The organism is Paenibacillus sp. GCM10027627, assembly GCF_042675505.1.
Classification (GTDB): Bacteria; Bacillota; Bacilli; order Paenibacillales; family Paenibacillaceae; genus Pristimantibacillus.
Window position 1 is genome coordinate 43,959 of record NZ_JBHTHB010000006.1, and the last position, 23,072, is coordinate 67,030.

The window sequence follows — 23,072 nt, forward strand, 5'->3', positions numbered from 1 at the left end:
TTCTTCAAATTAAAACTTTCCCGCCTGTCTTTCCGCCCAATCTCCCACGAAGGGGATTTTGAATGTTTTCCCTTGCAAAGCCAGCAGCATCAGAGCGATCCATAAAATGAACGTAAGCGGCGTCAACAAGATGGAAATAATCGTCCCAATAATGGGAATGAAGCCGAAGACCAAATTAATGGCGACTATAGCTACAAACACGGCAATGGATTGCAAAGCGTGAAACTTGACGAAGCGGCTTTGCTTTTCTAACGCCAAAAATACAAATCCAGAAATAAAGCCCAGCAGATAACAAAGCAGTCCCGCGATTTTCGGGTCAAGCCCGGTTGAAGAAGGGTCCGGATTAACCTGTACCGGTTGCATGATGAAAAGCACTTCCTCTCATAGTCTGAATAGTGACAAGCCAGCTGATTAACTAAATATACTTGTCCAAGCGACGACACATTTCGTTCTTGATCGCTCCACTTGTCGGATTAGCCCGCCGACCTCATGTTCCATGATTATATTCGATGATTATATGCGTCATGAAGCGGCATTAGACCTACTTTTTTCGATAAATTGCCAGTAATGGAATCAATCCTTTGTCACCGGTTTGTAACCCGGGGGCTGTTTCTTTCGTCTAGAATAGGTGTAAAACCAAAATAACGAGAGATAGACAATGCGATTGGAGAGAAAAAGAGGATGAAAAAATATAAGCGCGCGACCATGATTAGCGCGGCTGTTCTGCTCGTTCTGACAGCAGTTTACTTTAACCGAAGCGCGCTGGCGATGATGGGATTCGACTGGTTTCTGCAAGGCGGAGTCGAAAAGCAGATGGAGAAGACGTATAAGCCGATAGACGGCCGCGAGCCGAAGCCGGTAGGTTGGGATAAGAAAAAGGGAGAGCCTTTTTCATTGCTGCTGCTTGGGGTGGATCAGAGGAAAAATGAAATTGGCCGATCCGATACATTAATTTATTCGATTGTGCGGCCTAGCGACGGAAATATTTTGCTCCTGTCGATTCCTCGCGACTTGTATGTGGATATTGTCGGCAAAGATCGGAAGGATAAGATCAACCATTCCTATGCATTTGGCGGAGCAGGGATGACGATGGATACGATCGAAAAGCTGTTCGATGCGCCGGTTGACCATTATGCATCCATTAACTTTGAAGGGTTCAAAAGCGTAATCGACGCCATGGGCGGAATATCGCTGCCGATTAAAGAGGATATTGTAAACAAAGGCTATAACCACGACTATTTCATCATTAAAGGCGGTCAGCCTCTCTATAACGGCATCGATGCGCTCAACTTTGTCCGTTACCGTGAGGATGCGGGCGGAGATATGAGCCGGACGGAGCGACATCAGCAGTTCCTTTCTGCTATGATAGATAAGGCGACAGGAATGAAGCAGTGGGCTAAAATTCCTGAGCTCATCAATATTATGGGCGATAATTTCAGTACCGACATCCAGCCGGGCCAGCTGATCGATTTGGGACAAAATTTGTTCACGTCGAAAAATCGCAACATGTACAGCCATACTTTACTCGGTCAAGGCCATCGCCTGAAGGCGGGCGGCGCCTGGTATTATTTCGCGGATGAAGAGGACCTGAGGCAGGTCCAGACGATGATCAAGAATTGGTTGAATCCCGATACGACTGCGGCGAATCTGATCCTCCCGCCGAAATACGCGGAGCAACAGAAGAAAGAGGTTAGCTCGTTGTCTAGTTCGGTATCGGCGAACGAAACGGAGTGAAAAGGTAGATGAACATTGCTTTTTTCTTGCTTCCCAAGCAAGAAGTAGTCTGTCTTCCGCAAGACGCTACGCTTAGACAAGCGCTGGAGCGGATGGAATTTCACCGCTATACGGCGGTGCCGATCATTGGCGAGGATGGCGGCTATAAAGGAACGGTAACGGAAGGCGATTTGTTATGGTTTATGAAGAATCGTCCCGATCTGACCTTCGAGACGGCAAATAAAGTGAAGCTTGGAGAGATTCCACTTCGCCTGAACAACAAAACGGTCAATATCGATGCGAACATGGATGATCTGATCTCGCTCGCCAAGGTGCAGAACTTTGTGCCTGTCATAGATGACCGCAATCATTTTATAGGCATTGTACGCAGAAGCGAAATTATCGATTATTGCCAAAAGGGGCTATCCCAACGAATCTGAGCATTCGGGGGGAGGCCTCTTCCTTTTATGCTTGACCACAATATGGGCTGGCGGATATACGTGCGCCGTTCTTCTTTTGTGCTATAATGAGTGTTGAATGTCCAATTAGGATTTAGAACTGGCGTAAGAGGTGAACGGATTGAAAACTGGGTTTAAACCCGTATTATGGAGCGGTGCCGCGTTTCTTACGCTGCTGCTGCTTGCAGTGCCGGGACTGAATTTGGCCGCGCTTTTGCTTATGATGATTCCGTATGTGGTCTTGTATACGACGCTAAGCAGGGGAGCGTTTTTGCTGCATCTGCTTCCGGTATGGATTGTCGTGGGGATCATTATGCCTGAGGTGCTCTTGATCGGCTTGTTTTTCCTCGTTCCATCGATTGTGATGGGACATCTATACCGAAAAGGCGCATCAGCGGCTAAAGTGATACGAACGGTTTCACTTGTTTTATTGGCACAGCTAATGTTGGAGCTGTTGGTGTTTGAGCTTATTTTAGACTTGTCGCTGCTAAACGCAATGAGCGATACGGTCCGATCCACTTTTGAAACGATGCCGACTGCCACGCTAGAAGCGGCGGGCTGGACAACAGAAATGACGGAGACGCTTATTACAAGCATCATTCACATGATCCCGCTTACGTTTATTCTTATTTCCGTGACGTATGCGATTTTTTCCCATTATGTTGCCCGGAGAATGGTGATGCGGAGCGGATCGCTGGACGTCCCGGCTTTCATGAAAGCGAAGGATTGGCGTTTGCCGCGCGTGCTGGTCATTTATTATTTGATCGCCTATGTCATTAATATGTTTATGCAAAAAGGAGACGACTCGTTTCTAGCCGTGGCGCTGCTGAACTTGGTTCCGCTGCTCGGTTACGTATTTGCGGTTCAAGCGATCGGATTTTTCTTCTTTATCGCGCATGAACGGAATTGGAGCAAGGCAGTTCCCATCCTCATCGCTATTCCTGTGCTGCTTATTCCGCCACTCAGCTTAATCGGCGTGCTGGATACCGCTTTTCCGATCCGGAAGTCGTTTACTAAACCAAAATAGCAGGCGGGAGCGATTGGGAAATGCCAAAGTTTCTAATAACCAGATGGCACGGAATGCACCATATCGCCGCAATTGCGGTTATGCTCGTCATGTCGTCCGCTCTGGCATGGTTTCAGTGGCTGCTTGGCCTTGCGGGCTTCGCGCTTACCGCAGGGCTGGCGGTTTATAGCTACTTCGCGGAGCGGGCATTCCGCAAAGATTTGAAAGCCTATCTCGCCACGCTTTCCTACCGGGTCAAAAAAGGCGGCAACGACGTCATTAGCGAGCTGCCGTTCGGAATTATTTTATATAATGAAGACCGCGTGGTGGAATGGCATAACCCTTACATTTCTAAAATAATGGAGCGTGAATCGACCATTGGCATGCCGCTAACGGAGCTGTTTCCTACGCTTCAGCATGCCAAAGATCGCGAGGGAACGGTTGAAGCTGTTGTAGGCAGCCAAATGTTCCAGCTTATTTTCAGACCGAAAGAGAAAATTTTGTACGTCAAAAATATTACCGAACTATGGCAGCTCGGCCGTAAATACGAAGACGAGAAGCTGTCTCTTGGCGTCGTGATGATCGATAACTTGGAAGAAGTGACGCAAGGGCTTGACGATCATCAACGAAGCTCGCTGCTCTCCAAGGTGACGGCGGAAATTACGGAATGGGCGCAAAAGTACAAAATTTATTTAAAACGGCTTACTTCCGACCGGTTTTTACTTATTACCGATCAGAAGACGCTGCGCCAGCTGGAGCATTCCCGATTTGTCATCTTGGATGAGGTGCGGGAGATGACGGGCGAGCAAAAGATTCCCGTTACGCTCAGCATCGGCTTCTCCGCCGGAGCGGAGCATATCGTCGAGCTGGGCCAGTGGGCGCATATGAGCCTTGATATCGCACTTGGACGAGGCGGTGACCAAGCCGCGGTCAAAGTGGGAGCTAGGCAGTCCTTTTATGGCGGCAAGTCAAACGCGGTGGAGAAAAGGACGAGAGTTAGAGCCCGCGTCGTCGCTCATGCGCTGCGCGATCTGATTAAAGAAAGCCACAACGTCGTCATTATGGGCCATAAGCTGCCCGATATGGATGCGGTAGGCGCGGCGATTGGCGTGTTGAAGGCGGCTCAAATGTTTGGCAAAGAAGCTTATATCGTATTAGAGGGCATTAACCCATCTATTGAAAAAATGATGGAGCTTATCCGCGAGGACGAAAAGCTTTCCAAGCGGTTTGTATCGCCTGAACAAGCTTCCGGTCTCATGAACCCGCAGTCGCTTGCCGTTGTAGTCGATACGCATAAGGCTTCTTTGGTGAAGGAGCCGAAGCTGCTGACGCAGACCGATCGGATCGTTGTGATCGATCATCATCGGCGCGGCGAAGAGTTTATATCAAGCGCTATTTTGGTTTATTTGGAGCCGTATGCCTCATCGACTTGCGAACTGGTGACGGAACTGCTGCAATATATTCATGACCGGGTATCGCTGGATGTCCGTGAGGCGACTACTTTGCTCGCGGGCATTACAGTCGATACAAAGAGCTTCTCGCTCCGCACGGGCGCGAGAACGTTCGAAGCCGCCTCCTTCCTTAGAAGGAACGGCGCGGACACCATGATGATCCAGCGTATGCTTCAAGAGGATCTTGAGGAGTACGTGAGCAAAGCGGAAATTATTAAACATGCGCAAGTATTGCACGATCATATAGCGATCGCGGTCGTAGAGAGCGGAAGAAAAAATCCGCAGCTGCTCATCGCTCAATCCGCAGATACGCTGCTGAGTATGACGGATATTTTGGCATCGTTCGTCATAGGGGAGAGGCCGGACGGCCTCATTGGCGTCAGCGCCAGATCGCTTGGAAGCATGAACGTGCAAGTCGTCATGGAACGAATGGGCGGCGGAGGCCATTTAACGAATGCTGCGGCGCAGCTCGAAGGCACGGTCGAGGAAGTAGCCGCGAAGCTCAAGGCAGTGCTCAAACAAATTGAATCGGAAGAGGGGTTATTTGAATGAAAGTAATCTTTTTGCAAGATGTAAAGGGTCAAGGCAAAAAAGGGCAGGTTAAAGAGCTGTCCGAAGGCTATGTACGCAACTTCCTGCTGCCAAAAGGGCTGGCGAAGCTGGCTTCTGACGGCAACCTGAAGACGCTTGAGTTGCAAACGGCATCGGAAGAGAAGCGCAAGGCGAAGGAGAAGGAAGACGCGCAGGCGCTTGGCAAAAGGCTGGAGGAAATGACGGTTGTCGTGAAGGCAAAGGCCGGTGAAGGAGGCCGCCTGTTCGGGGCCGTGACAAGCAAGCAAATCGCCGATGCGCTAGCCGAAAAAGGCATTAAAATCGACAAGCGCAAAATCGAGCTGGAAGATGCGATCCGTACGCTTGGCGTTACCCAGGTTCCAGTAAAGCTTCATCCGGAAGTAAAGGCGAAGCTGAACGTTCAAACAACGGAAGAATAAGATAGATGGCGTCCAAAGAGGGATCGTTCCGGATTAGACAGGGGAGGAATGGTCCCTTTTTGCGGTCTATAAGAGGATAAATAGAGGCTATTAAGAAGGGAGAAGCGCATGATGAGCAACGAACTGACGTTTGACCGGGTTCCCCCGCAAAATGTAGAGGCGGAACAAGCGGTAATCGGAGCGATTTTGCTGCAGCCGGAAGCTCTCATTACTGCAATGGAGCGGGTCAGAAGCGAAGATTTCTACAAAAGCGACCACAGAATTATATTTGAAGCCATGATTGAGCTGGGCGAGAACAATCAACCGGTCGATCTCGTCACGCTTACGGCGCATCTTCAAAACGGAGGGCTGCTGGAGGAAGCGGGCGGAGTCAGCTATTTAGCCGGTTTGGCGAATGCGGTTCCGACAGCGGCAAACGTCGATTATTACGCCCAAATTGTAGAAGAGAAGTCGATGCTTCGCCGTCTGATTCGAACGGCTACTAATATCGTGACAGACGGGTATGCTAATGCGGAAGACGTTGGCGTGCTTTTAAGCGATGCGGAGAAAAAGATTCTCGAAATTTCCAACCGCCGTTCCAGCAGCGGATTTATTTCGATCCGGGATGTATTGATGGAAGTATTCGAAAAGGTCGAATTTCTGTATTCCAACAAGGGCGGCACAACGGGCATTCCTTCCGGCTTTGTCGACCTCGACAAAATGACGGCGGGCTTCCAGCGAAGCGATTTGATTATCGTGGCGGCGCGTCCATCCGTGGGCAAGACGGCCTTCGCTCTTAATATCGCTCAAAACGTAGGCGTGCGGGCGAAAGAGACTGTAGCGATCTTTTCACTAGAGATGTCGGCGGCTCAGCTTGTTCAGCGTATGATTTGTGCGGAGGCGAACGTCGACGCGACCCGAATGCGGACGGGCAATCTGGAGGGCGACGACTGGGAAAAGCTGACGATGGCGATCGGCGCGCTTTCCGAAGCGCAAATATTTATTGACGATACGCCGGGCATTACGGTAGCCGATATTCGTGCCAAATGCCGCCGCCTTAAAAAAGAGCGCGGACTTGGAATGATTTTGATCGATTATTTGCAGCTCATTCAAGGACGGGGCAAGGCGGGCGAAAACCGTCAGCAGGAAGTATCGGAAATTTCACGTACATTGAAGCAGATAGCAAGGGAACTGGAAGTTCCCGTAATCGCTTTGTCTCAGCTTAGCCGGGGCGTCGAGCAGCGGCAGGACAAACGGCCGATGATGTCCGACCTTAGGGAATCCGGTTCCATCGAGCAAGATGCCGATATCGTTTCTTTCCTGTACCGGGATGACTACTACGATAAAGAATCGGAGAAAAAGAATATCATCGAGATCATTATCGCCAAACAGCGTAACGGCCCGGTCGGAACGGTCGAGCTCGTTTTTCTGAAAAATTACAATAAATTCGTCAGCTTGGACAGAACGCATCAAGATCCGTCACAAGCTTCGTAATATCCGAACAATTGTATGGACCTCCATGCAATTGTTCGTTTTTCGTTTGACTTCTGTTTGTGGGACTGCTACACTGATATTGCTGTCTTAAGGCCATAGCCGCTTTGGCATTATTCCATGGCGATGCGCCGGGACGGTAATTTTCGATGTTCTCAAACATCGGACGGGGGTATGTTTATGTCTACGGTAGTTGTTGTCGGAACGCAATGGGGAGACGAAGGGAAAGGCAAAATTACAGACTTCCTGGCGGAGGGTGCAGACGTTGTCGCTCGTTACCAAGGAGGAAACAACGCCGGTCACACCATTCTCATTGACAACAAGAAATATAAACTTACAATGATTCCTTCGGGCATCTTTAACCATGATAAAACTTGCGTCATCGGCAACGGAATGGTCATTAATCCGGAGGCGCTGATCGACGAAATTAACTATATTCACGAAAATGAGTTTTCCACGTCCAACTTGAAAATTAGCGATCGCGCTCATGTCATCATGCCGTACCATTTGGTGCTGGACGCTCTTGAGGAAGACCGCAAGGGCGACAACAAGATCGGTACGACGCGCAAAGGGATCGGCCCTTGTTACATGGACAAGGCTGCCCGCAACGGCATCCGCATCTCCGATTTGATGGACGCAGCAGAGTTCGAAGCTCGCGTTCGCAGCGTCATGGTGGAGAAAAACAACTTGATCCAGCAAGTTTATGGCGGCGAGCCGCTTGATACGGATAAAATTATTGAAGACTACTTGGGTTATGCCGAAGTGCTTCGTCCGTACGTAACGGACACATCGGTCGTGCTGAACGATGCAATCGACGAAGGGAAAAAGGTGCTGTTTGAAGGCGCTCAGGGCGTAATGCTGGATATCGACCAAGGGACGTATCCGTTCGTGACCTCGTCCAATCCTTCCGCTGGCGGCGTGTGCATCGGCTCGGGCGTTGGCCCGTCCAAAATTCAGCAGGTCATCGGCGTTGCTAAAGCGTATACCACTCGTGTAGGCGACGGTCCGTTCCCGACGGAGCAGGACAACGAAATTGGCCAAATCATTCGCGACAAAGGCCATGAGTACGGTACAGTAACCGGCCGTCCTCGCCGTGTAGGCTGGTTCGACACAGTTGTCGTTCGCCACGCTCGTCGCGTAAGCGGCATTACAGGCCTGTCTCTCAACTCTTTGGATGTGTTGACTGGACTGGATACAGTGAAAATTTGCACGGGCTACAAATACCGCGGCGAAATTATTCACCACTACCCGGCAAGCCTGAAGATGCTGTCGGAATGCGAAGCGGTGTACGAAGAGCACCCGGGCTGGTCGGAGGACATTTCCGGCGCGAAGAAGCTGGAAGACTTGCCTACGAACACGCTTAACTATTTGAACCGCGTTTCCGAATTGACGGGAATTCCGATTGCGATCTTCTCGGTAGGCCGCAACCGCGAGCAAACGAATCCGGTTCGTCCTATTTACGAGTAGAATGAAACTTTAGTGGGATCCAAAAGGCTGGGCCAGCGTCGTTGTATACGACGTTAGCCCAGCCTTTTTTTCTAAGCGGGGGATGGAGTCGAAAGGTTCATCCTTCTTGCGCAGCGGGAGATTGCGGCTGTTTGCTCTTGCTGCTGCCGGATTTCCCCCAATTGCGTATTTTGGCAACGAGGAACAACAGGAACGGGATCAAAACGTAAGCGCCGAAAAAAAGAAATGACATATGGGGTGATGCGGCAAAGAGGTCGGCAATGCTCGGCGTCCCCCAGAAGCTGACGGCGATTACGAGGAGCCCGACTGGAAATACAAGGGGGCGGTAATCCGACAGACGGAGCATCTGGGCAAATCCGATGGATAGAGTGTAGAGAGTAACGATAGTGCGAATAAAGACGTTCATGACCCAAAACACCATAATGACGGCATCAAACTGCTCTAGAAAATCGAACATGGACAAGTAGCGGGCAAGCACCATAAAAGGCAGCTCGTAGGATGAAGTAGCCTCCCCCAAAATAAACAGAATAAAAAGCAAAACGGAAGTGAGAGTAATAACGGTGGCAATCAACGATTGCAAGCATCGTTTGGCCGCATTTTTTTCGTCGCTCAAAAAAGGAAGGAAGTAGCTTATATACACATACATAGGCAGCCATATTTGCAAATAAAATGATCCTCTCACCACAGGGGCGACTCCATTATGGAAGAAAGGCAGTACGCGGTCAGGGTCGACATCTTTAAAAAACGGCATAAAAAAGATCAGAACGATCAGCAGCACAAACGGCATAAACAGCAGCGCCGCCCGGCCAATCACTTCCGCTCCTAGCCTTGCGGCGAAAACGCAAACGATGACTAGGCTGCATATGACCACGGCGAGCGGAGTTTTTTTGAAAAAAAACTGGTTCATCAGCTCGCCGAACTGTCTGGCTTGATTGGAGCTTTGAAGCATGCAGGTCAACAGAAAAACGACGTTTATCGCATTGCCGAGCCATTTTCCCAAAATGTCCTGACTATATTGGATTAGCGATTTTCCAGGATAAAGGCGGTGCAAGGAGAGCAAAATGCCGATCAGCGCGAAGACGGGAAGCGAGCCGACAATGGGAGCCATCCACATATCGTTGCCCGCCTGATTATGCGCAAACGAAGGGGCGCCCATCATCGATGTGGCAATGACCGTTAAATACATGATGCTGCCTAGCTGCAGAGCTGACAGCTTACCTCGCTCAAGCATGAGTTATCGGCACCTCCCTTTTTATTCCTTCAAGTCATAAAATGCTTTGGCAAGCGGGTCCATCATATTGGATACAAGCTGCGGCAGGCCGACCAAATCGCGATTGAACATAACTACATAAGAGGCTCCGATCGCTAGGGTCATAAAAATGCCGTAAGCGATGGAGAGCCTTTTGTCCTTTAGCAAGGGGCGGTCCAGAAAAAAGGCGGCCAGCGCCAGCAAAGCTACAACGACATACGCCATTTGATCCCACCTCCTTCAAAAGCCGCCTCTTACTCCGGCGAAATTTTGTTCATAATGGAACGGTTTTGCCCGACCATTCCTACTCTCCTTATCCGCACTTCGATATGATAAATCGTCTCCACTTTCGCGAACTGCTTCTCCCAGCCGTCGTTAAGCTTCTTCCACTCGCGAGGGCAATGGCGGTAAAATTGCTCGGCGTATCCGAGCACATCCGTCCCGTTTTTTTGCGCCAACTGCACCGATGTGCCGAGCCTATCTTGAAGAAGGGAGGAGAATGCGTCCTCCATTTTTCTTAAGGCTGCCGGTTTCGAGGCGTTGAGCAGAGTGGTGTTTTCAATGAGATTGCCGGAAGCGTCGATATAGAAATGCATCATCCATTTGCCGTTACGGATTTCGGGCTTTAATTTGGTATGGGCTCGAAAAATGCCGATGGACGCTTTCCCCGGGCTTCCTTCCACGGCAGTAGACAAAGTGGATTCCTTAATTTTTCTACGCGTCCAAAGCAGTCCACGGCTTTGTTTGACCGAGTAGCGGTGGTCCAGCTTCAAGTCTTTAAAAGCGGCAGCTCCTGATATATAAGGGCTTGCTTTGTTTCCGCTTTTTTTCATGCGGATCGTTGGGATAATCGCGGATTCCGATAGATCGGCAAAGCTGACAATCGTATCAAGAAGCGTAACGTTGAATCCCGTCTGAATGAGCGCCATTTCGCGCATCACTTCTGCACTGTTGCGCTCAATGTTGGGTTTCCAGCCCAAAATTTCATCAGGAGGTCCGTCGCTTATGTACACGTTTGCCCTCTCCCGGGGATGCGGATGGCGCGTTAAAAAGTCGAGCGGGTCTTTGATGCCCGATTTGGCCAGCTTTTCACCGATTAAAAAAATATCGGCCTGCCCCCAAAACAGCTTGCGCGACAGCAGCTCTTGCAGCTTGGCAGAGGCATCTGCGGAATTGATGCCGACGGCGCTCTCCACCAAAGCTTGATTTAGGCCAATGGAAGGCCCGCTGCCTAAAGAGGCGCCGCCGCCGACCGAGCTGACCGGGGCAAACACTTGAACGGACAGCTTTATTTTGCGATCCTCCGTCAGTTCAAAGCCGGCCGCCGTCACAATAGCGAGGTCATTGACTTCCGTCCTGTCCCAGCAGCCGGTCAGCAGGGACGGCAGGAGCAGGCAGGCGAGCAGGCAAACGGATAGACGAATCTGGGGAGACGGCTTCATCATGTCATCCATCCTTTACCGCATTCATTTGGGTCTTGACGGTTTCTGCCGCAGCTTGTTCCAAAGTCCGCCCGTAAAGTGCGGGCGTTCATCGTAAGCCCAACGGGGGGCGCGGATGAGCGTATCCTCAAGCTGCGACCATTTGAGCGGGGCGACCGCCGACAAATAGGGCACTCCGAATGAACGAAGCGAGAGCATATGAATGAGAATAAGCAAAATGGCAAGCACGATGCCATACAATCCAAGAAAGCCGGCGCAGAACATAATCGGGAATCGTATTACCCTCATAGCAATACCGAGCGGGTAGCTCGGAATGAGGAAAGAGGCGACGCCCGTAATTGCGACGACCATAATCATGGGAGAGGAGACGATCCCTGCGGAAATAGCCGCTTGTCCGATGACCAAAGCACCGACAATGCTGACAGCGGAGCCTACTTGCTTAGGCAGCCGGATGCCAGCCTCCCGCAGCGCCTCGAACGTAACTTCCATCAGCAGCGCCTCGACCAAAGCGGGGAACGGAATTTGTTCTCTCGATTGCGAGATGGTCAGCAGCAGAGTAGTCGGGATCATTTCTTGATGATAGGACAGCACCGCTACATAAATAGAAGGCATAAATACGGCAATAAAGCTGAACAGCATGCGCAGCCAGCGAATGCCTGTCGACACATAAGCCCGCTGATAGTAGTCCTCGGGAGATTGCATCAGCGTGAATAAAGTCGCCGGTGCCAGCAGCGCAATAGGGGAGCCGTTGACCAGCAATCCAATTCGGCCCTCCAGCAAGGCAGCGCTGACGACATCCGGCCGCTCGGTCGATTGCAATTGGGGAAAAGGGGAGAGCGGATTGTCTTCCACCATTTCTTCAATTAAGCTGCTGTCGATGACGGAGTCGACGTCAATGCGGCTAAGCCGCTGCTCCATCTCTTGTACGAGGCTGGGATCTGCAATTCCCTCCATATAGGCGAGGACGCAAGCCGTTTTCGAATAACGCCCGAGTTTAAAATCTTTTAGCTTGAGAGCGGGAGATTGGAGCCTTCTCCTCAGCATGGAAGTATTTATTCTGAGCGTTTCGACAAAGCCTTCTCTCGGCCCGCGTATAACGGACTCCGCGTCTGGCTCCGCAATGGAGCGGGATGACCAGTAGGGAACGCTGAACACAGCTCCGCTTGACTGCCCGTCCATTAGAAGCAGAGTGCTTCCTTCCGCTACACTATCGACCGCTTCCCCGACGGCGCTAACCATTTTCGAAGGATTAAGCGTCACTTTCATCAGCAGCTCCGGCCACTCGTTAGCCGTATTCTGGTTTACCCTTTGTTTGAGCGGCTGCAAAAGCTGCAAATCGATTTCTTGAATGCTCGTCATGCCGTCAACATAAATAAGAGCCGCTCCCGAGCCGTTAGGAAGCTGAAAGGAATGGATGATAATGTCCGAGCCTTCCGAATAGAGGCTGCGCAGAACATTCAAATTGGATTCCAGTTGCTCCTCCAGCGGAAGGGCAAGCAGCTCGCGCTCTCTCTGGATCGCTTGCTCCATAGGCGACTCTGCCTCGGTTGCCAATTTAACCTCCTCCATTCCGTCCGATCGATTATCGTTAGTTTGCTTCATTCCATAAAAAAACATGTAATCATTTTCTTTCCTGCCGAAGCTTGCGAGAATGTCGTCTCTATTCCTTGACCATAATGGTAGATATGAGATAGGAGATGAGAATCTATGTTGAAAGGTTTGGCATGGGTAGGCAAGCTTGTGGCGGCGGGGCTTATTTTGAGCTTTTTGTCGATATGGACGACGGGTTATATTGTAACGAGCTATGTGGAATCGGTGCTGAAGCAGTTCGAGCTGCCGCTTGAGGTTCCGCCTATGGCGATGTCGGGAGTATGGGGGGCTTTATGGGGCAGCGATCCTTTGCTGTCCAGCGATTCCAAAGAGCTGAGCGCGGAGGAAGGGAAGCCGGGAACGGCTTTGGACAGCGATGCCGAAGCGAAGGAAACGTTTGGCGAAATCGAGCAGCCGCCGCTTACCGATGTCGGGATGGGTGCAGGAGCGGAGGCAGCGGGTATTGAAGCGGAAGCGGAGCCGGAAACTGGGATGCAAGAAGGTACGGCAGGGACTAATGGCGGTGAATCCGAGGCGCAAATTCCATCGGAAAATGGCGGTGTAGACGGAACGGAAACCGCGGTGACGGTTGACGAAATCGAGTCGGCGAAAGAAGGAATGAACGAGGAGGACAAAGCGCAATTATTCCAGCTTCTGATGACCAAATTGCCGCAAGAATCCTGGCAAAAAATATCTGAATATGTGGAAAATGGGCTTACGGAAACGGAATTGACAAGCGTTCAGCAAATTATGGCCCAGCATTTGGATCAAGCGGAATACGACAGCATGATGGAGATTCTGAAAAAATATTAATATTACGGTATGATGGCAAAGGTTGCCCCCTTTGTAAACCCTGTGTTAAAGTATTAGGCGAGTGATCCGACGGGATAATTCGTCTTTTTTCATGTTGGAACTCGCAAATCTCTCAGCAGAAGTGAGAAAAAGGAGACAATCATGACCGATTTCAGGGACATGAGTCGTATTAAGAAGATTTGGGAACGTTCAACCCGATTCATTCGTCGTACAGACTCGAAAGACTTGAGTGGTAAGACCGAGCAAGAAGCGGCAGACGTGATGGCGTCCACCCCACTTTGGCGGAAGAAGTCGACACAATTGATCGGTGGAGCAGCAGTTTTGCTTACCGTTGCCGGCATTATCGGCTACCAACAATATACGCAATACGTGGAACGTAACACATTCGAATTCTATCATGTATATATGAACGGCCAAGAAGTAGGAACAGTCAGCGAGACGGAATCGGTAGAAAAGCTGGTTGCGGCTGAGACGGCGGAAGTACGGAAAGCCAATCCGGACCTGAACATGGTATTGGAAACCGGTGATATTACATACGAAAGCGACAGCGCCTTTAAAGCGGTACCGGAAACGGATGCCACGCTCGCTAAGCTTGAGAGTAAGTTCACATCCTATGCGGTTGGCGTTGAAGTAAAGATTGACGGCAAAGTGATCGGCATCGTCAAAAATCAGGAAACGGCGGACGGCATCCTGAAGCGGGTGCAGAGCAAATACGCGCCTGAGCTAGCGGCGACTGCCAGCAAAGGTTCGCCAGAGGTAAGGACGCTATCGTACAACAAGGAAGGCGAAGTCGTGGCAAGCGAGAAGGTTGCCGACGCCGCTGCGCTGAAGGAACCGGGCACGCTTGTGACGGAAGTCGCTTTTGTGGAAGAAGTAAAGGTGAACAGCGTCAACATCGATCCGAAGAAGATTGCTGAAGGCGAAGACATTTACAAGAAAATTATCGACGGCAGCACGAAGCCTACCAAATATGTAGTACAAGCAGGGGATTGCGTCGGCTGTATCGCACAGAAGTTTGATATCTCCCCGCAGGTCATTTACGAAAACAACCCTTGGATCGAGGATGACAAAATTACGATCGGGGACGAGTTGGATTTGACGGTGCTGCAGCCGGAGCTTACGGTGCGTACGGTTGAAAACAATGTTGAAATGGAAAAGATCGCAGCTCCCGTCGAAGTTCGTAAAAACGACAAAATGAGAGTCGGAGAATCGAAACAGATTCAAGCCGGCGTGGAAGGCACACAGCGTCTCACTTATCGAATCGAGAAGGAAAACGGCTACGTGCTTGCGGAAGAGCTGATTAGCAAAGAAGTTGTCGTAGAGCCAATCCCGGAAATTGTCGAGAAGGGCACGATGGTTGTTCTTGGCGAAGGTACAGGCCAGTTTAGAATACCGCTAAGCAGCTATCGCATTACTAGCAAATACGGTCAGCGTTGGGGCCGTCTGCATTCCGGAATCGATTTTATCGGCAACAAGCGCATTTTGGCTGCCGACAATGGCATCGTTGAATTTGTAGGAACTCGTACAGGCACAGGCAAAACGATTATTATCAATCATCAAAACGGCTACAAAACGCTTTACGCTCATATGAGCTCTTACACAGTAAGCAAAGGCGACAAAGTGGAGAAGGGCGACCAAATCGGAGTGATGGGCAATACAGGCAACTCCACCGGCACGCATCTGCATTTTGAAATCCACAAAAACGGCGTACCGCAAAACCCAATGAAGTACTTATAATTTTATTCATTCCCATTGCAAAGAAGCATGGCTTGGACGTAAGGTCCGGGTTGTGCTTTTTTTTATTCAGATAGCCCGTTTCATGAAGGAAGTTTCATTGTGTAGGCCATGCCCCCTTATGTTAGAATAGAGACAAACAAGGTCAAGCGATAGGCGGTGTAACGATGCACGGAAAAATATTAGTGGTCGACGACGAACAGCCGATAGCGGATATATTGAAATTTAATTTGGAAAAGGAAGGCCATCAGGTCATTTGCGCCTTCGATGGCGGTGAAGCTGTACGTCTGGCGTTCGAGGAACAGCCGGATTTAGTTTTGCTCGACCTTATGCTTCCAGTGAAAGACGGCATGGACGTATGCCGCGAGATTCGAACGAAGCTTCATATGCCTATTATTATGCTGACAGCCAAAGATACGGAAATCGATAAGGTGCTCGGTCTTGAGCTTGGAGCCGATGATTATGTAACGAAGCCTTTCAGTACGAGAGAGCTCCTTGCGCGGGTAAAGGCGCATTTGCGCCGGCAAAACAAGCCGGGACAATCCGAAGCCGGAGCGACGAATGCTGCCGGGGAGCAGCAAAGTGAACAGCAGGGACTCAAGCTGTTTAATCTTTTTATCGATACGGACATGTATGTCGTGTACAAAAATGGCGAACCGCTCGACTTGACCCATCGGGAATTTGAGCTGGTTCATTATATGGCCCGCAACAGCGGCAAAGTGATGACAAGAGAGCATTTGCTCCAAGCGGTATGGGGCTTTGAATATTTTGGCGATGTTCGGACGGTTGATGTCACGATTCGCCGTCTTCGGGAGAAGATCGAGGATGACCCCAGCAGGCCCGATTATATTATGACAAGACGCGGCCTGGGCTACATGATGCGCAATCCGAAGTCGGGAGGCTTCGGTTACGGATGAAGGCGCGGAGCTTTTTCCGCACCATTCAGGTTAAGCTGGTCATTATTTATTTGCTGCTCATTCTCGTTGCCATGCAGCTTATCGGCGTCTACTTTATTAGTACAGTCAAAAATTCGCTAATTACCAGCTTTACGAACAACTTGAAAGAGCAGGCCGACATTTTATCCAAGTTTGCGGCTCCCAGCTTAATGCCGAACATCGAATCTGAGGGCGATTCTCCCGACAATACGACGGAAGATTTGAACCTTGTCGTTCGCAACTTATTCAGCATTAGCGGGGCGGAAGTGCAAGTGCTTGACGCCAACGGCAAAGTGGTGGCGACTTCGCTTCAAGTGCATCAATCGTACATCGGGCAAAAAAACAAGTCGCTGGCGGTCAGCCGAGCGCTGCAAAACATACCTGATAATGAAGAGGAAATGATAGACGAGGACAATACCCGGAAAAAGATGATTGCCTTGCCCGTTACCTACAATGACAAAGTGGTGGGCGCTGTTTACGTTGTGGCGTCGATGACGGAACTGTACGAAACGGTCAATCGAGTCAATCAAATCTTTTTTTCGGGTACGCTCATTGCGCTTGGGCTGACGGGGGTGCTTGGCATTTTGCTCGCCCATACGTTTACGAGTCCTATTCAAGGCTTGACGCGGCAAGTAGAGGCGGTGGCGCATGGTCGGTTCGACATGAAGGCGCCCGTGCTTGGCGACGATGAGATTGGCCGGCTCAGCATGGCTTTTAACGAAATGACGACACGCTTGAAGGAAGCTCTCTCCGCCAACGAGGAGGAAAATGAAAAGCTGGTGTCCGTCTTGTCCAATATGAGCGACGGGGTGGTTGCCGCCGACGAAAAAGGCGTAATTATCGTCTGGAATCGGCGGGCTTTGGAGCTGCTTGATGTGGAAACGTTTCAAGGAGTGGAGATGAGCGCAATGCTGGGCCTCTCTTCCGAAAAGCTGGCTGAGCTTCAACAGGGGCGTGGCAGAACGATTCTGCTTAATCGCAACGAGCAGGAGCAGGAAGCGGTGAACGGAAGCTTGCTGAAAGCGACATTTACGCCGATTCACCGTAGAGGCAAAGGGATTACGGGCACAATTGCGGTGCTTCAAGACGTAACGGAGCAAGAGAAGCTGGAGCAATCGCGCCGTCAATTCGTGGCGAATGTATCCCATGAGCTGAGAACTCCGCTTACAACGATTAAAAGCTACGCCGAAGCGCTGTCGGACGGTGCGCTGGAAGAGCGGGAGCTGTCGGAGCGTTTCGTCGGCGTCATCAGCAATGAAACGGAGCGGATGATTCGGCTCGTTACCGATCTGCTCCATTTGTCCCGTTTCGATTCCAACCAGGCTCCTCTTAGACAGAGGAAAACGGATATTCCGGAAATGCTCGATGAAGTGGCCGACCGCTTTTCCTTTATGATGCGTCAAAAGTCGATCAAAGCTTCCGTTCATGTGGATCGGGGCTTAAAGCATGCTTGGCTGGATCGAGATCAAATCGAGCAGGTGCTCGACAATCTCATTTCCAATGCGATCAAATATACATTGGACGGCGGAGCGATCGAGCTGGCGGCGCGCAAGGCAGGGAACGATCAATTTCTAGAAATTAGCGTCAAGGATACCGGAATCGGCATTCCGAAAAAGGATTTGAACCGCATTTTCGACCGTTTTTATCGAGTCGATAAGGCGAGGTCGCGCAATATGGGCGGAACGGGCCTCGGCCTTTCGATTGCCCGGGAAATCGTCAGAGCGCATGGCGGAGCCATATCGCTTTATTCAGAGCTGAACGAGGGAACAACGGTTACGTTTACGCTTCCTCTTTTGCAAGAAGGGGGCGAGTCTGAATGATAGAGAAAACAAAGACGGCAGCATTGATTGTGCTGGTCGCTTTAAGCTTGATTCAAAGCTACTTTCTGGCGTACAGCATGCCGGGTCTCGGAGCGACCGTGCGCAGCGATCAGGATTATGTCAATGCGGAGCCTCTTGGCAAGCCGTCCAGCGTAGAGAACGCTATTTTCCCCGAGGAGCTCATTATCCATATGGGCAATGACAAACATACGGTCATTTATCCGGGGACGCAGTTTTATGAAATGATTTTGAACCAGCGTATTGCCGGGAGGGAGTTTAAGGGATTCCAGCGCAGTCCTGCAACCATACTTGATTGGAATGACGTGCGCAAAAACGATATCGGCATCGAGCTCAAATTTTCGAGCGGCATTTCCGTCGATTTGTTGCAGAAGCTGCTTAAGCTTGAGGGAGATGTGCTGTTCCTTGGCGAAAAAATCGATAAAATTTGGATTATGAAAAAGACGGATACGGAAGAAATTCGCACCTTTTTCTTCAGCAGCGAAGAGGATGTCGTCTATGAATCGGTTCGGGCCGATCTGACCGTGCGCGATGTACAAGATTATGTCGGCTTTGGGCAGCATCTGCCGGGCTACAAGATGACGGCGGATGGCCTGTATATCCCTGCCGAGCCGTTTATGGCGACTGAGCTTGTATACCCGTTTGAATCGTATTCGCCGGAGCAAATGCAGCGCAGCCTGTTTTTTGATTCCAGCACAACGCGGGCATTCGAGGATCGGAGCGGGTCGCAAATTTTTACCGATGGCAAAAGCGGGCTGAAGGTTGAGCAAGGAGGCTTGTGGATTAGCTATACGAAACCAGCTGCAACTACAAGCAACGACATTCCTATTAGCGAAAACGTGTTTGCATCGGTTGATTTCATTAATCAGCACGGCGGTTGGGACGGAACTTACCGGCTCATGAACTCGACGCTCGAAGAAGACAAAAAGTATGTGACCTTCCGGAAATACATTGGCCAATACCCGGTGATTGACCAGTTCGCTTTCCGATACGGAGATATGAAGCTGACACTACAGCAAGGGGCTGTAACCGAATATTCGCGGTCGACCATCACGCTTGCTTCTCAGCCGGTTTCAAGGGACCCGCGCTGGCTTCAGGGAGGCAAGGAGCTTGAGCAATTGCTGGAGCGTTATAATCGACGGGACGAGATTGTAGCTTTGTACCCGGCGCTTAAAGCCATATACGTGGAAGAGAACCGCATGAAGTTTGTTCCTGTATGGGCTGTACGGCTGGCAGACGGCAAGGAGGAAGCGTTGCTGGAGGCTTACCCTAAAGGATACAAACCGCCGGTCGTACCGGATGAGCCGGAGAAAGAAGTATCCTCTGAGGCGGAGGATGGCAATCAGACGATGGCGTCTGAAGAGAAAGCTTTAGCGGCGGCTGGCGAGGGGAAGCCGGATGCGGAGACCGGCAGCGGGCTGGGAGCGGCGGCGCTCTCTTCGAACAACGATGGGGACGCTGCGGATGAAACGGCCAAGCAATAGGCAGCCGGATCAGGAAGGAGGTACGGGATTATGGATTGGAGCAGAGCCAAAAGCGTGCTTATTATTTCTTTTTTGCTGCTCAATATTTTGCTGGGGTACCAGCTTTGGAGAGATATTAGCGAGCAGTTGAACGCCAACGCCAATTCAGCGGAGCTGCCGCCGGACAAGCTGCAGCTTATGGAGCAGAAGCGGATTACGCTGGCGGCTAATTTGCCGCCGGATACGCCGAGGCTTAGCGATCTGACCTATCTCCTTCATTCCGACAGCCAGAAGGGGACTGAGCCTAAGACGCTGAAGGAGCCAATTGACAGCTCGCTCGCATTTTCCACTCCGGAGCTGGCCAGCGCCTTGGACGATCAAATCCCGGATATTGAGAAATATGTGTATGATTCGCACAGCAGCCCGACAGGTGTAAATGTACTTCACCGGATTGTGGATGGGCGTCCCATGTTTAATGTGAAGCTGGAGTTTTACTACAACAGCAATTTGAAAATAACGGGCTACCGGCAGGACCGCGTAGAGGAAATCGGAATGGGCGAAGCGAAGCAGGTCATTCCGGCCGTAAAAGTGGTGGCTTCCCTCATCGAAACGTATCTCGAGGAAGGCTCCGTCATTACCGATATTCAGCTTGGCTACCACGGGCAAATTTTCGATTCCGAAAAACAAGTTTCCGCCCCTTCCTGGCGAGTGATGCTGGAGGACGGAAAAGTGTATTACATTCATGCTATCAGCGGCGAAGTGGCGGCCGATGGTGAAGAGGACGACAGCGGCAAAGAAGATGGGGAATCTGCCAAATAAGGGGATGTTTTTTGGCGGGAAACCAGAAAACAACAGCGGCATTTTTGACGGAACAAGGTTACAATGGTAGGAGAACAAATGAAAGCTAGATTGTGAGGCAAGCGGGAGAGGACTGGACGTTTTGGGACTTCGATTTACGGTATTGGCAAGCGGCTCCACCGGCAACGCGACGGTTGTGCAAGGCGCTGAAAAAACGGTTATGGTGGATGCGGGCCTTAGCGCAAAGAAATTAGAAGAGCTGATGCGGGAGAGAGGAGTGGCCGGACATGAGCTGGACGCTTTGTTCGTCACGCATGAGCATTCCGATCATATTAAAGGACTAGGCGCCTTTGCGCGCAAATACGATATTCCCATCTATGCCAACGGGGCGACATGGGCGGCAATGGAGCGTCATGTCGGAGTGATCGATGCGGAGAAAAGAGTCATTATGGAAACGGGAGAGGCGCTTGATTTCGGCCCGATGCGGGTGCAGTCGTACCCGATTTCTCACGATGCGGCGGAGCCGGTCGGTTATTGCTTCGAGGAGCATGGCGAAAAGCTGAGTCTCGCGACCGATCTCGGTTATGTAAGTGAAAAGGTGAAGCGGCAAATTATCGATTCCGATGTGCTTGTGCTGGAGTCGAACCACGATACGGAGATGCTTCGAATGGGGCGTTATCCATGGAACATTAAGCGCCGCATTTTGAGCGATATCGGTCATTTATCCAACGTGGCGGCAGGCGAAGCGCTGATCGAGCTAATGACGGACCGTACGAAACGGGTCTATTTGGCCCATCTGAGCTTAGACCATAACCAAATGGATTTGGCTATGCTAACGGTCAATTCTATATTGGAGAATCACGGAATATTTTATAAGCAAGAGGAATTCCCGCTGCGCAGAACATTCCACGACAAGCCTACGGCATGGGATGAAGTGAAGCGGAAATAAGAGATTCGAGCTGTTCGTCGATAGCTAGCGATTTGGCTTCTAGTTCTTCTCTGGATAATAAGCCCTTCTCTATGAAAAGCTCTAGCATAGCGCTCAATGTAAGGACTGTGCGGTAATGCTCTTCCTTCAAATCGGCCAGCTTGGCGGCCAGCTGTACGTGCTCCCAAGCGGACGTTCGTGCGGTTTTCATATGCAATCGCTCCTTTTTTGCCCCAAAATGAATATCATGCAGCTTTTAATCTATTATTATTTTAGTCCATTCTTCCGAAAACATTCCTAGATTACTAAAATTGATCGTAATAAGGTCCCCGGAGCAAGGAGAGGAGCGATTCAAAATGAGCATATTCGACGACGATTTCTATTCGACGAAGGTATCCAGACGAACGGCCCGCGGAGGCAGGCAGGAGGATAAGCGTATTCCGTTTGGCGGAGAGAGGAAATGGTCCAATCTTCGTGTTGCGTTTATTTCCTCCTTTATAAGCGCCGTAGCGGCCGCGCTTCTATTCGGCGTCTTTTTTGGCGGCTTCGGGGACGGCGGGTCTGGCGGAGGCGCTCTGGGGGGCAGCACTGCGGGAGGCGATCCTTCTGAGCGCTCGATCATTGCAACAGCGAAGGTAAAGCCGGCCGTCGTGAGTATTATCAACGAGCAGCGAGTGGAGCTTGGTCTCGGCGGATTGCTGGAGGGCGGCGAAGAGGGCTCGGGCGAGCTGAAGGAAGCGGGCGTCGGTTCGGGCGTCATTATTGAAAAGAAGGCCGGCAAGGCGTTTATTGTTACCAACTACCATGTTGTTGACGGTGCGGAGAAAGTGAAAACCGTATTGACGACTGGCGAAGTGCGGGAAGCGAAAGTGATCGGCCTCGACCAAATTACGGATTTAGCCGTTCTCGAAATCGATGGCAAAGGAATCGATACGGTAGCGGAGATCGGCGATTCTTCGCTGCTGCGCGCTGCGGAATTTGTAATGGCGATCGGCAACCCGTTAGGAATGGGCGAATCCATTACGATGGGCATCGTCAGTGTCATCAAAGAAGTGATTCCGGTATCGCTGAACCAGAACGGCGTCATTGACTGGGAGCAGGAAGTGATTCGGGTCGATGCGGCTATCAACGAAGGCAACAGCGGCGGTCCGCTCATCGATTTGAAAGGGCGCGTTGTCGGTATAAATAGCATGAAAATCGCCGATTTTGGCGTGGAAAGCATCGGTTATGCGATTCCTATCAACAATGCGATGCCGATTATTGATATGCTGATCAGCAAAGGGTATGTTCCCCGTCCGTATCTTGGCGTATATACGATGGATTTGGAGCAGTATTGGGAGCAGCAGGACATAGGACGCATTTACGAGGAAAGCCAGACGGAGCAAGAGGGCTCACCGGATGGAAGCGTGGATGAAGAGAAGGCGGAAGACATTCAGCTTCCGGATGAGGTGTTGTCCGGCGTCATTGTGCTTGAGGCGACTGGCCCTTCGGGTGAAGCGGGGCTGAAATTCAACGACGTCATTGTGAAGCTGGACGACCGGAAAATCGGCAGCACAAAAGAGCTTCGTAAATATTTGTATACGGAAAAGAAAGCCGGGGACGACATTAAAGTGACGTTTTTCCGGGGAGGCGAAGAGAAGACGGTAACTGTAAAGCTTGCCGAAAGCAAAAAGGAATAACCACCATCGGGATTCATCCCTTATGAACGGGAAGACCGGGAGCGGC

At 50.8% G+C, this 23,072-nt stretch carries 21 protein-coding genes; 15 read left to right on the top strand and 6 right to left on the bottom strand.

The window, feature by feature from the left end:
* Window positions 1-9 precede the first annotated feature (9 nt).
* Window positions 10-363 (bottom strand): DUF4870 domain-containing protein, encoded by a 354-nt coding sequence (locus tag ACFQZE_RS19735; protein ID WP_379360224.1) that lies wholly within the window; start codon window positions 361-363, stop codon window positions 10-12.
* 318 nt (window positions 364-681) lie between these two features.
* Between ACFQZE_RS19735 and ACFQZE_RS19740 the strand changes: the two genes are divergently transcribed.
* From ACFQZE_RS19740 to ACFQZE_RS19770, 7 genes are all read left to right on the top strand, one after another.
* Window positions 682-1,734: an LCP family protein gene (locus ACFQZE_RS19740; RefSeq protein ID WP_379360226.1), complete on the top strand. Its 1,053-nt coding sequence runs from the start codon at window positions 682-684 to the stop codon at window positions 1,732-1,734.
* An 8-nt stretch (window positions 1,735-1,742) separates the two neighbouring features.
* Window positions 1,743-2,153: a CBS domain-containing protein gene (locus ACFQZE_RS19745; protein ID WP_379360228.1), complete on the top strand. Its 411-nt coding sequence runs from the start codon at window positions 1,743-1,745 to the stop codon at window positions 2,151-2,153.
* Between the two features lie 139 nt (window positions 2,154-2,292).
* A complete protein-coding gene (locus tag ACFQZE_RS19750; RefSeq protein ID WP_379360230.1) occupies window positions 2,293-3,198 on the top strand; it encodes a DUF2232 domain-containing protein in 906 nt (301 codons plus the stop codon).
* A gap of 20 nt (window positions 3,199-3,218) precedes the next feature.
* A complete protein-coding gene (locus ACFQZE_RS19755) occupies window positions 3,219-5,180 on the top strand; it encodes a DHH family phosphoesterase (protein WP_379360232.1) in 1,962 nt (653 codons plus the stop codon).
* Window positions 5,177-5,620: a 50S ribosomal protein L9 gene (gene rplI / locus ACFQZE_RS19760; RefSeq protein WP_379360234.1), complete on the top strand. Its 444-nt coding sequence runs from the start codon at window positions 5,177-5,179 to the stop codon at window positions 5,618-5,620. Before ACFQZE_RS19755 ends, rplI begins: the two co-directional genes overlap by 4 nt.
* A 111-nt stretch (window positions 5,621-5,731) precedes the next feature.
* The gene (gene dnaB, locus ACFQZE_RS19765) at window positions 5,732-7,093 is read left to right on the top strand and encodes a replicative DNA helicase (protein ID WP_379360763.1); all 1,362 of its coding nucleotides are present in this window, start codon (window positions 5,732-5,734) and stop codon (window positions 7,091-7,093) included.
* Window positions 7,094-7,270: 177 nt separating this feature from the next.
* Window positions 7,271-8,557, top strand: coding sequence for an adenylosuccinate synthase (locus tag ACFQZE_RS19770; RefSeq protein WP_379360236.1), 1,287 nt, complete (start codon window positions 7,271-7,273; stop codon window positions 8,555-8,557).
* A 97-nt stretch (window positions 8,558-8,654) separates the two neighbouring features.
* On the opposite strand, the gene ACFQZE_RS19775 is transcribed toward ACFQZE_RS19770, so the two are convergent.
* From ACFQZE_RS19775 to ACFQZE_RS19790, 4 genes are read right to left on the bottom strand one after another with little or no spacing between them, the layout of a single operon-like run.
* Window positions 8,655-9,788 (bottom strand): GerAB/ArcD/ProY family transporter, encoded by a 1,134-nt coding sequence (locus tag ACFQZE_RS19775; protein ID WP_379360238.1) that lies wholly within the window; start codon window positions 9,786-9,788, stop codon window positions 8,655-8,657.
* A 21-nt stretch (window positions 9,789-9,809) separates the two neighbouring features.
* Complete coding sequence (locus tag ACFQZE_RS19780; protein WP_379360240.1) at window positions 9,810-10,031, bottom strand: hypothetical protein; 222 nt, start codon at window positions 10,029-10,031, stop codon at window positions 9,810-9,812.
* A gap of 29 nt (window positions 10,032-10,060) precedes the next feature.
* Window positions 10,061-11,251 carry a Ger(x)C family spore germination protein gene (locus ACFQZE_RS19785; RefSeq protein WP_379360242.1) on the bottom strand — a complete coding sequence of 397 codons (1,191 nt, stop codon included), beginning with the start codon at window positions 11,249-11,251 and terminating at the stop codon, window positions 10,061-10,063.
* 21 nt (window positions 11,252-11,272) lie between these two features.
* Window positions 11,273-12,802 (bottom strand): spore germination protein, encoded by a 1,530-nt coding sequence (locus tag ACFQZE_RS19790; protein ID WP_379360244.1) that lies wholly within the window; start codon window positions 12,800-12,802, stop codon window positions 11,273-11,275.
* Between the two features lie 153 nt (window positions 12,803-12,955).
* On the opposite strand from ACFQZE_RS19790, the gene ACFQZE_RS19795 reads away from it, so the two are divergent.
* From ACFQZE_RS19795 to ACFQZE_RS19825, 7 genes are all read left to right on the top strand, one after another.
* Window positions 12,956-13,651 carry a hypothetical protein gene (locus tag ACFQZE_RS19795; protein ID WP_379360246.1) on the top strand — a complete coding sequence of 232 codons (696 nt, stop codon included), beginning with the start codon at window positions 12,956-12,958 and terminating at the stop codon, window positions 13,649-13,651.
* Between the two features lie 141 nt (window positions 13,652-13,792).
* A complete protein-coding gene (locus ACFQZE_RS19800) occupies window positions 13,793-15,388 on the top strand; it encodes a peptidoglycan DD-metalloendopeptidase family protein (protein WP_379360248.1) in 1,596 nt (531 codons plus the stop codon).
* A 164-nt stretch (window positions 15,389-15,552) separates the two neighbouring features.
* Window positions 15,553-16,302, top strand: a complete 750-nt coding sequence (yycF, locus tag ACFQZE_RS19805) for a response regulator YycF (protein WP_379360250.1) — start codon at window positions 15,553-15,555, stop codon at window positions 16,300-16,302.
* Entirely contained in the window at window positions 16,299-18,140 is a 1,842-nt protein-coding gene (walK, locus tag ACFQZE_RS19810) for a cell wall metabolism sensor histidine kinase WalK (RefSeq protein ID WP_379360253.1), read from the top strand. The genes yycF and walK overlap by 4 nt, the downstream gene beginning before the upstream one ends.
* The gene (locus tag ACFQZE_RS19815; RefSeq protein ID WP_379360255.1) at window positions 18,137-19,642 is read left to right on the top strand and encodes a YycH family regulatory protein; all 1,506 of its coding nucleotides are present in this window, start codon (window positions 18,137-18,139) and stop codon (window positions 19,640-19,642) included. Before walK ends, ACFQZE_RS19815 begins: the two co-directional genes overlap by 4 nt.
* Before the next feature lie 30 nt (window positions 19,643-19,672).
* Complete coding sequence (gene yycI, locus ACFQZE_RS19820) at window positions 19,673-20,440, top strand: two-component system regulatory protein YycI (protein ID WP_379360257.1); 768 nt, start codon at window positions 19,673-19,675, stop codon at window positions 20,438-20,440.
* 121 nt (window positions 20,441-20,561) lie between these two features.
* Complete coding sequence (locus ACFQZE_RS19825; RefSeq protein ID WP_379360259.1) at window positions 20,562-21,368, top strand: MBL fold metallo-hydrolase; 807 nt, start codon at window positions 20,562-20,564, stop codon at window positions 21,366-21,368.
* On the opposite strand, the gene ACFQZE_RS19830 is transcribed toward ACFQZE_RS19825, so the two are convergent.
* A complete protein-coding gene (locus ACFQZE_RS19830) occupies window positions 21,337-21,558 on the bottom strand; it encodes a hypothetical protein (RefSeq protein ID WP_379360261.1) in 222 nt (73 codons plus the stop codon). The two genes, ACFQZE_RS19825 and ACFQZE_RS19830, sit on opposite strands and share 32 nt — an antisense overlap.
* Before the next feature lie 145 nt (window positions 21,559-21,703).
* Between ACFQZE_RS19830 and ACFQZE_RS19835 the strand changes: the two genes are divergently transcribed.
* Entirely contained in the window at window positions 21,704-23,026 is a 1,323-nt protein-coding gene (locus ACFQZE_RS19835; RefSeq protein WP_379360263.1) for a S1C family serine protease, read from the top strand.
* Window positions 23,027-23,072: the final 46 nt, after the last annotated feature.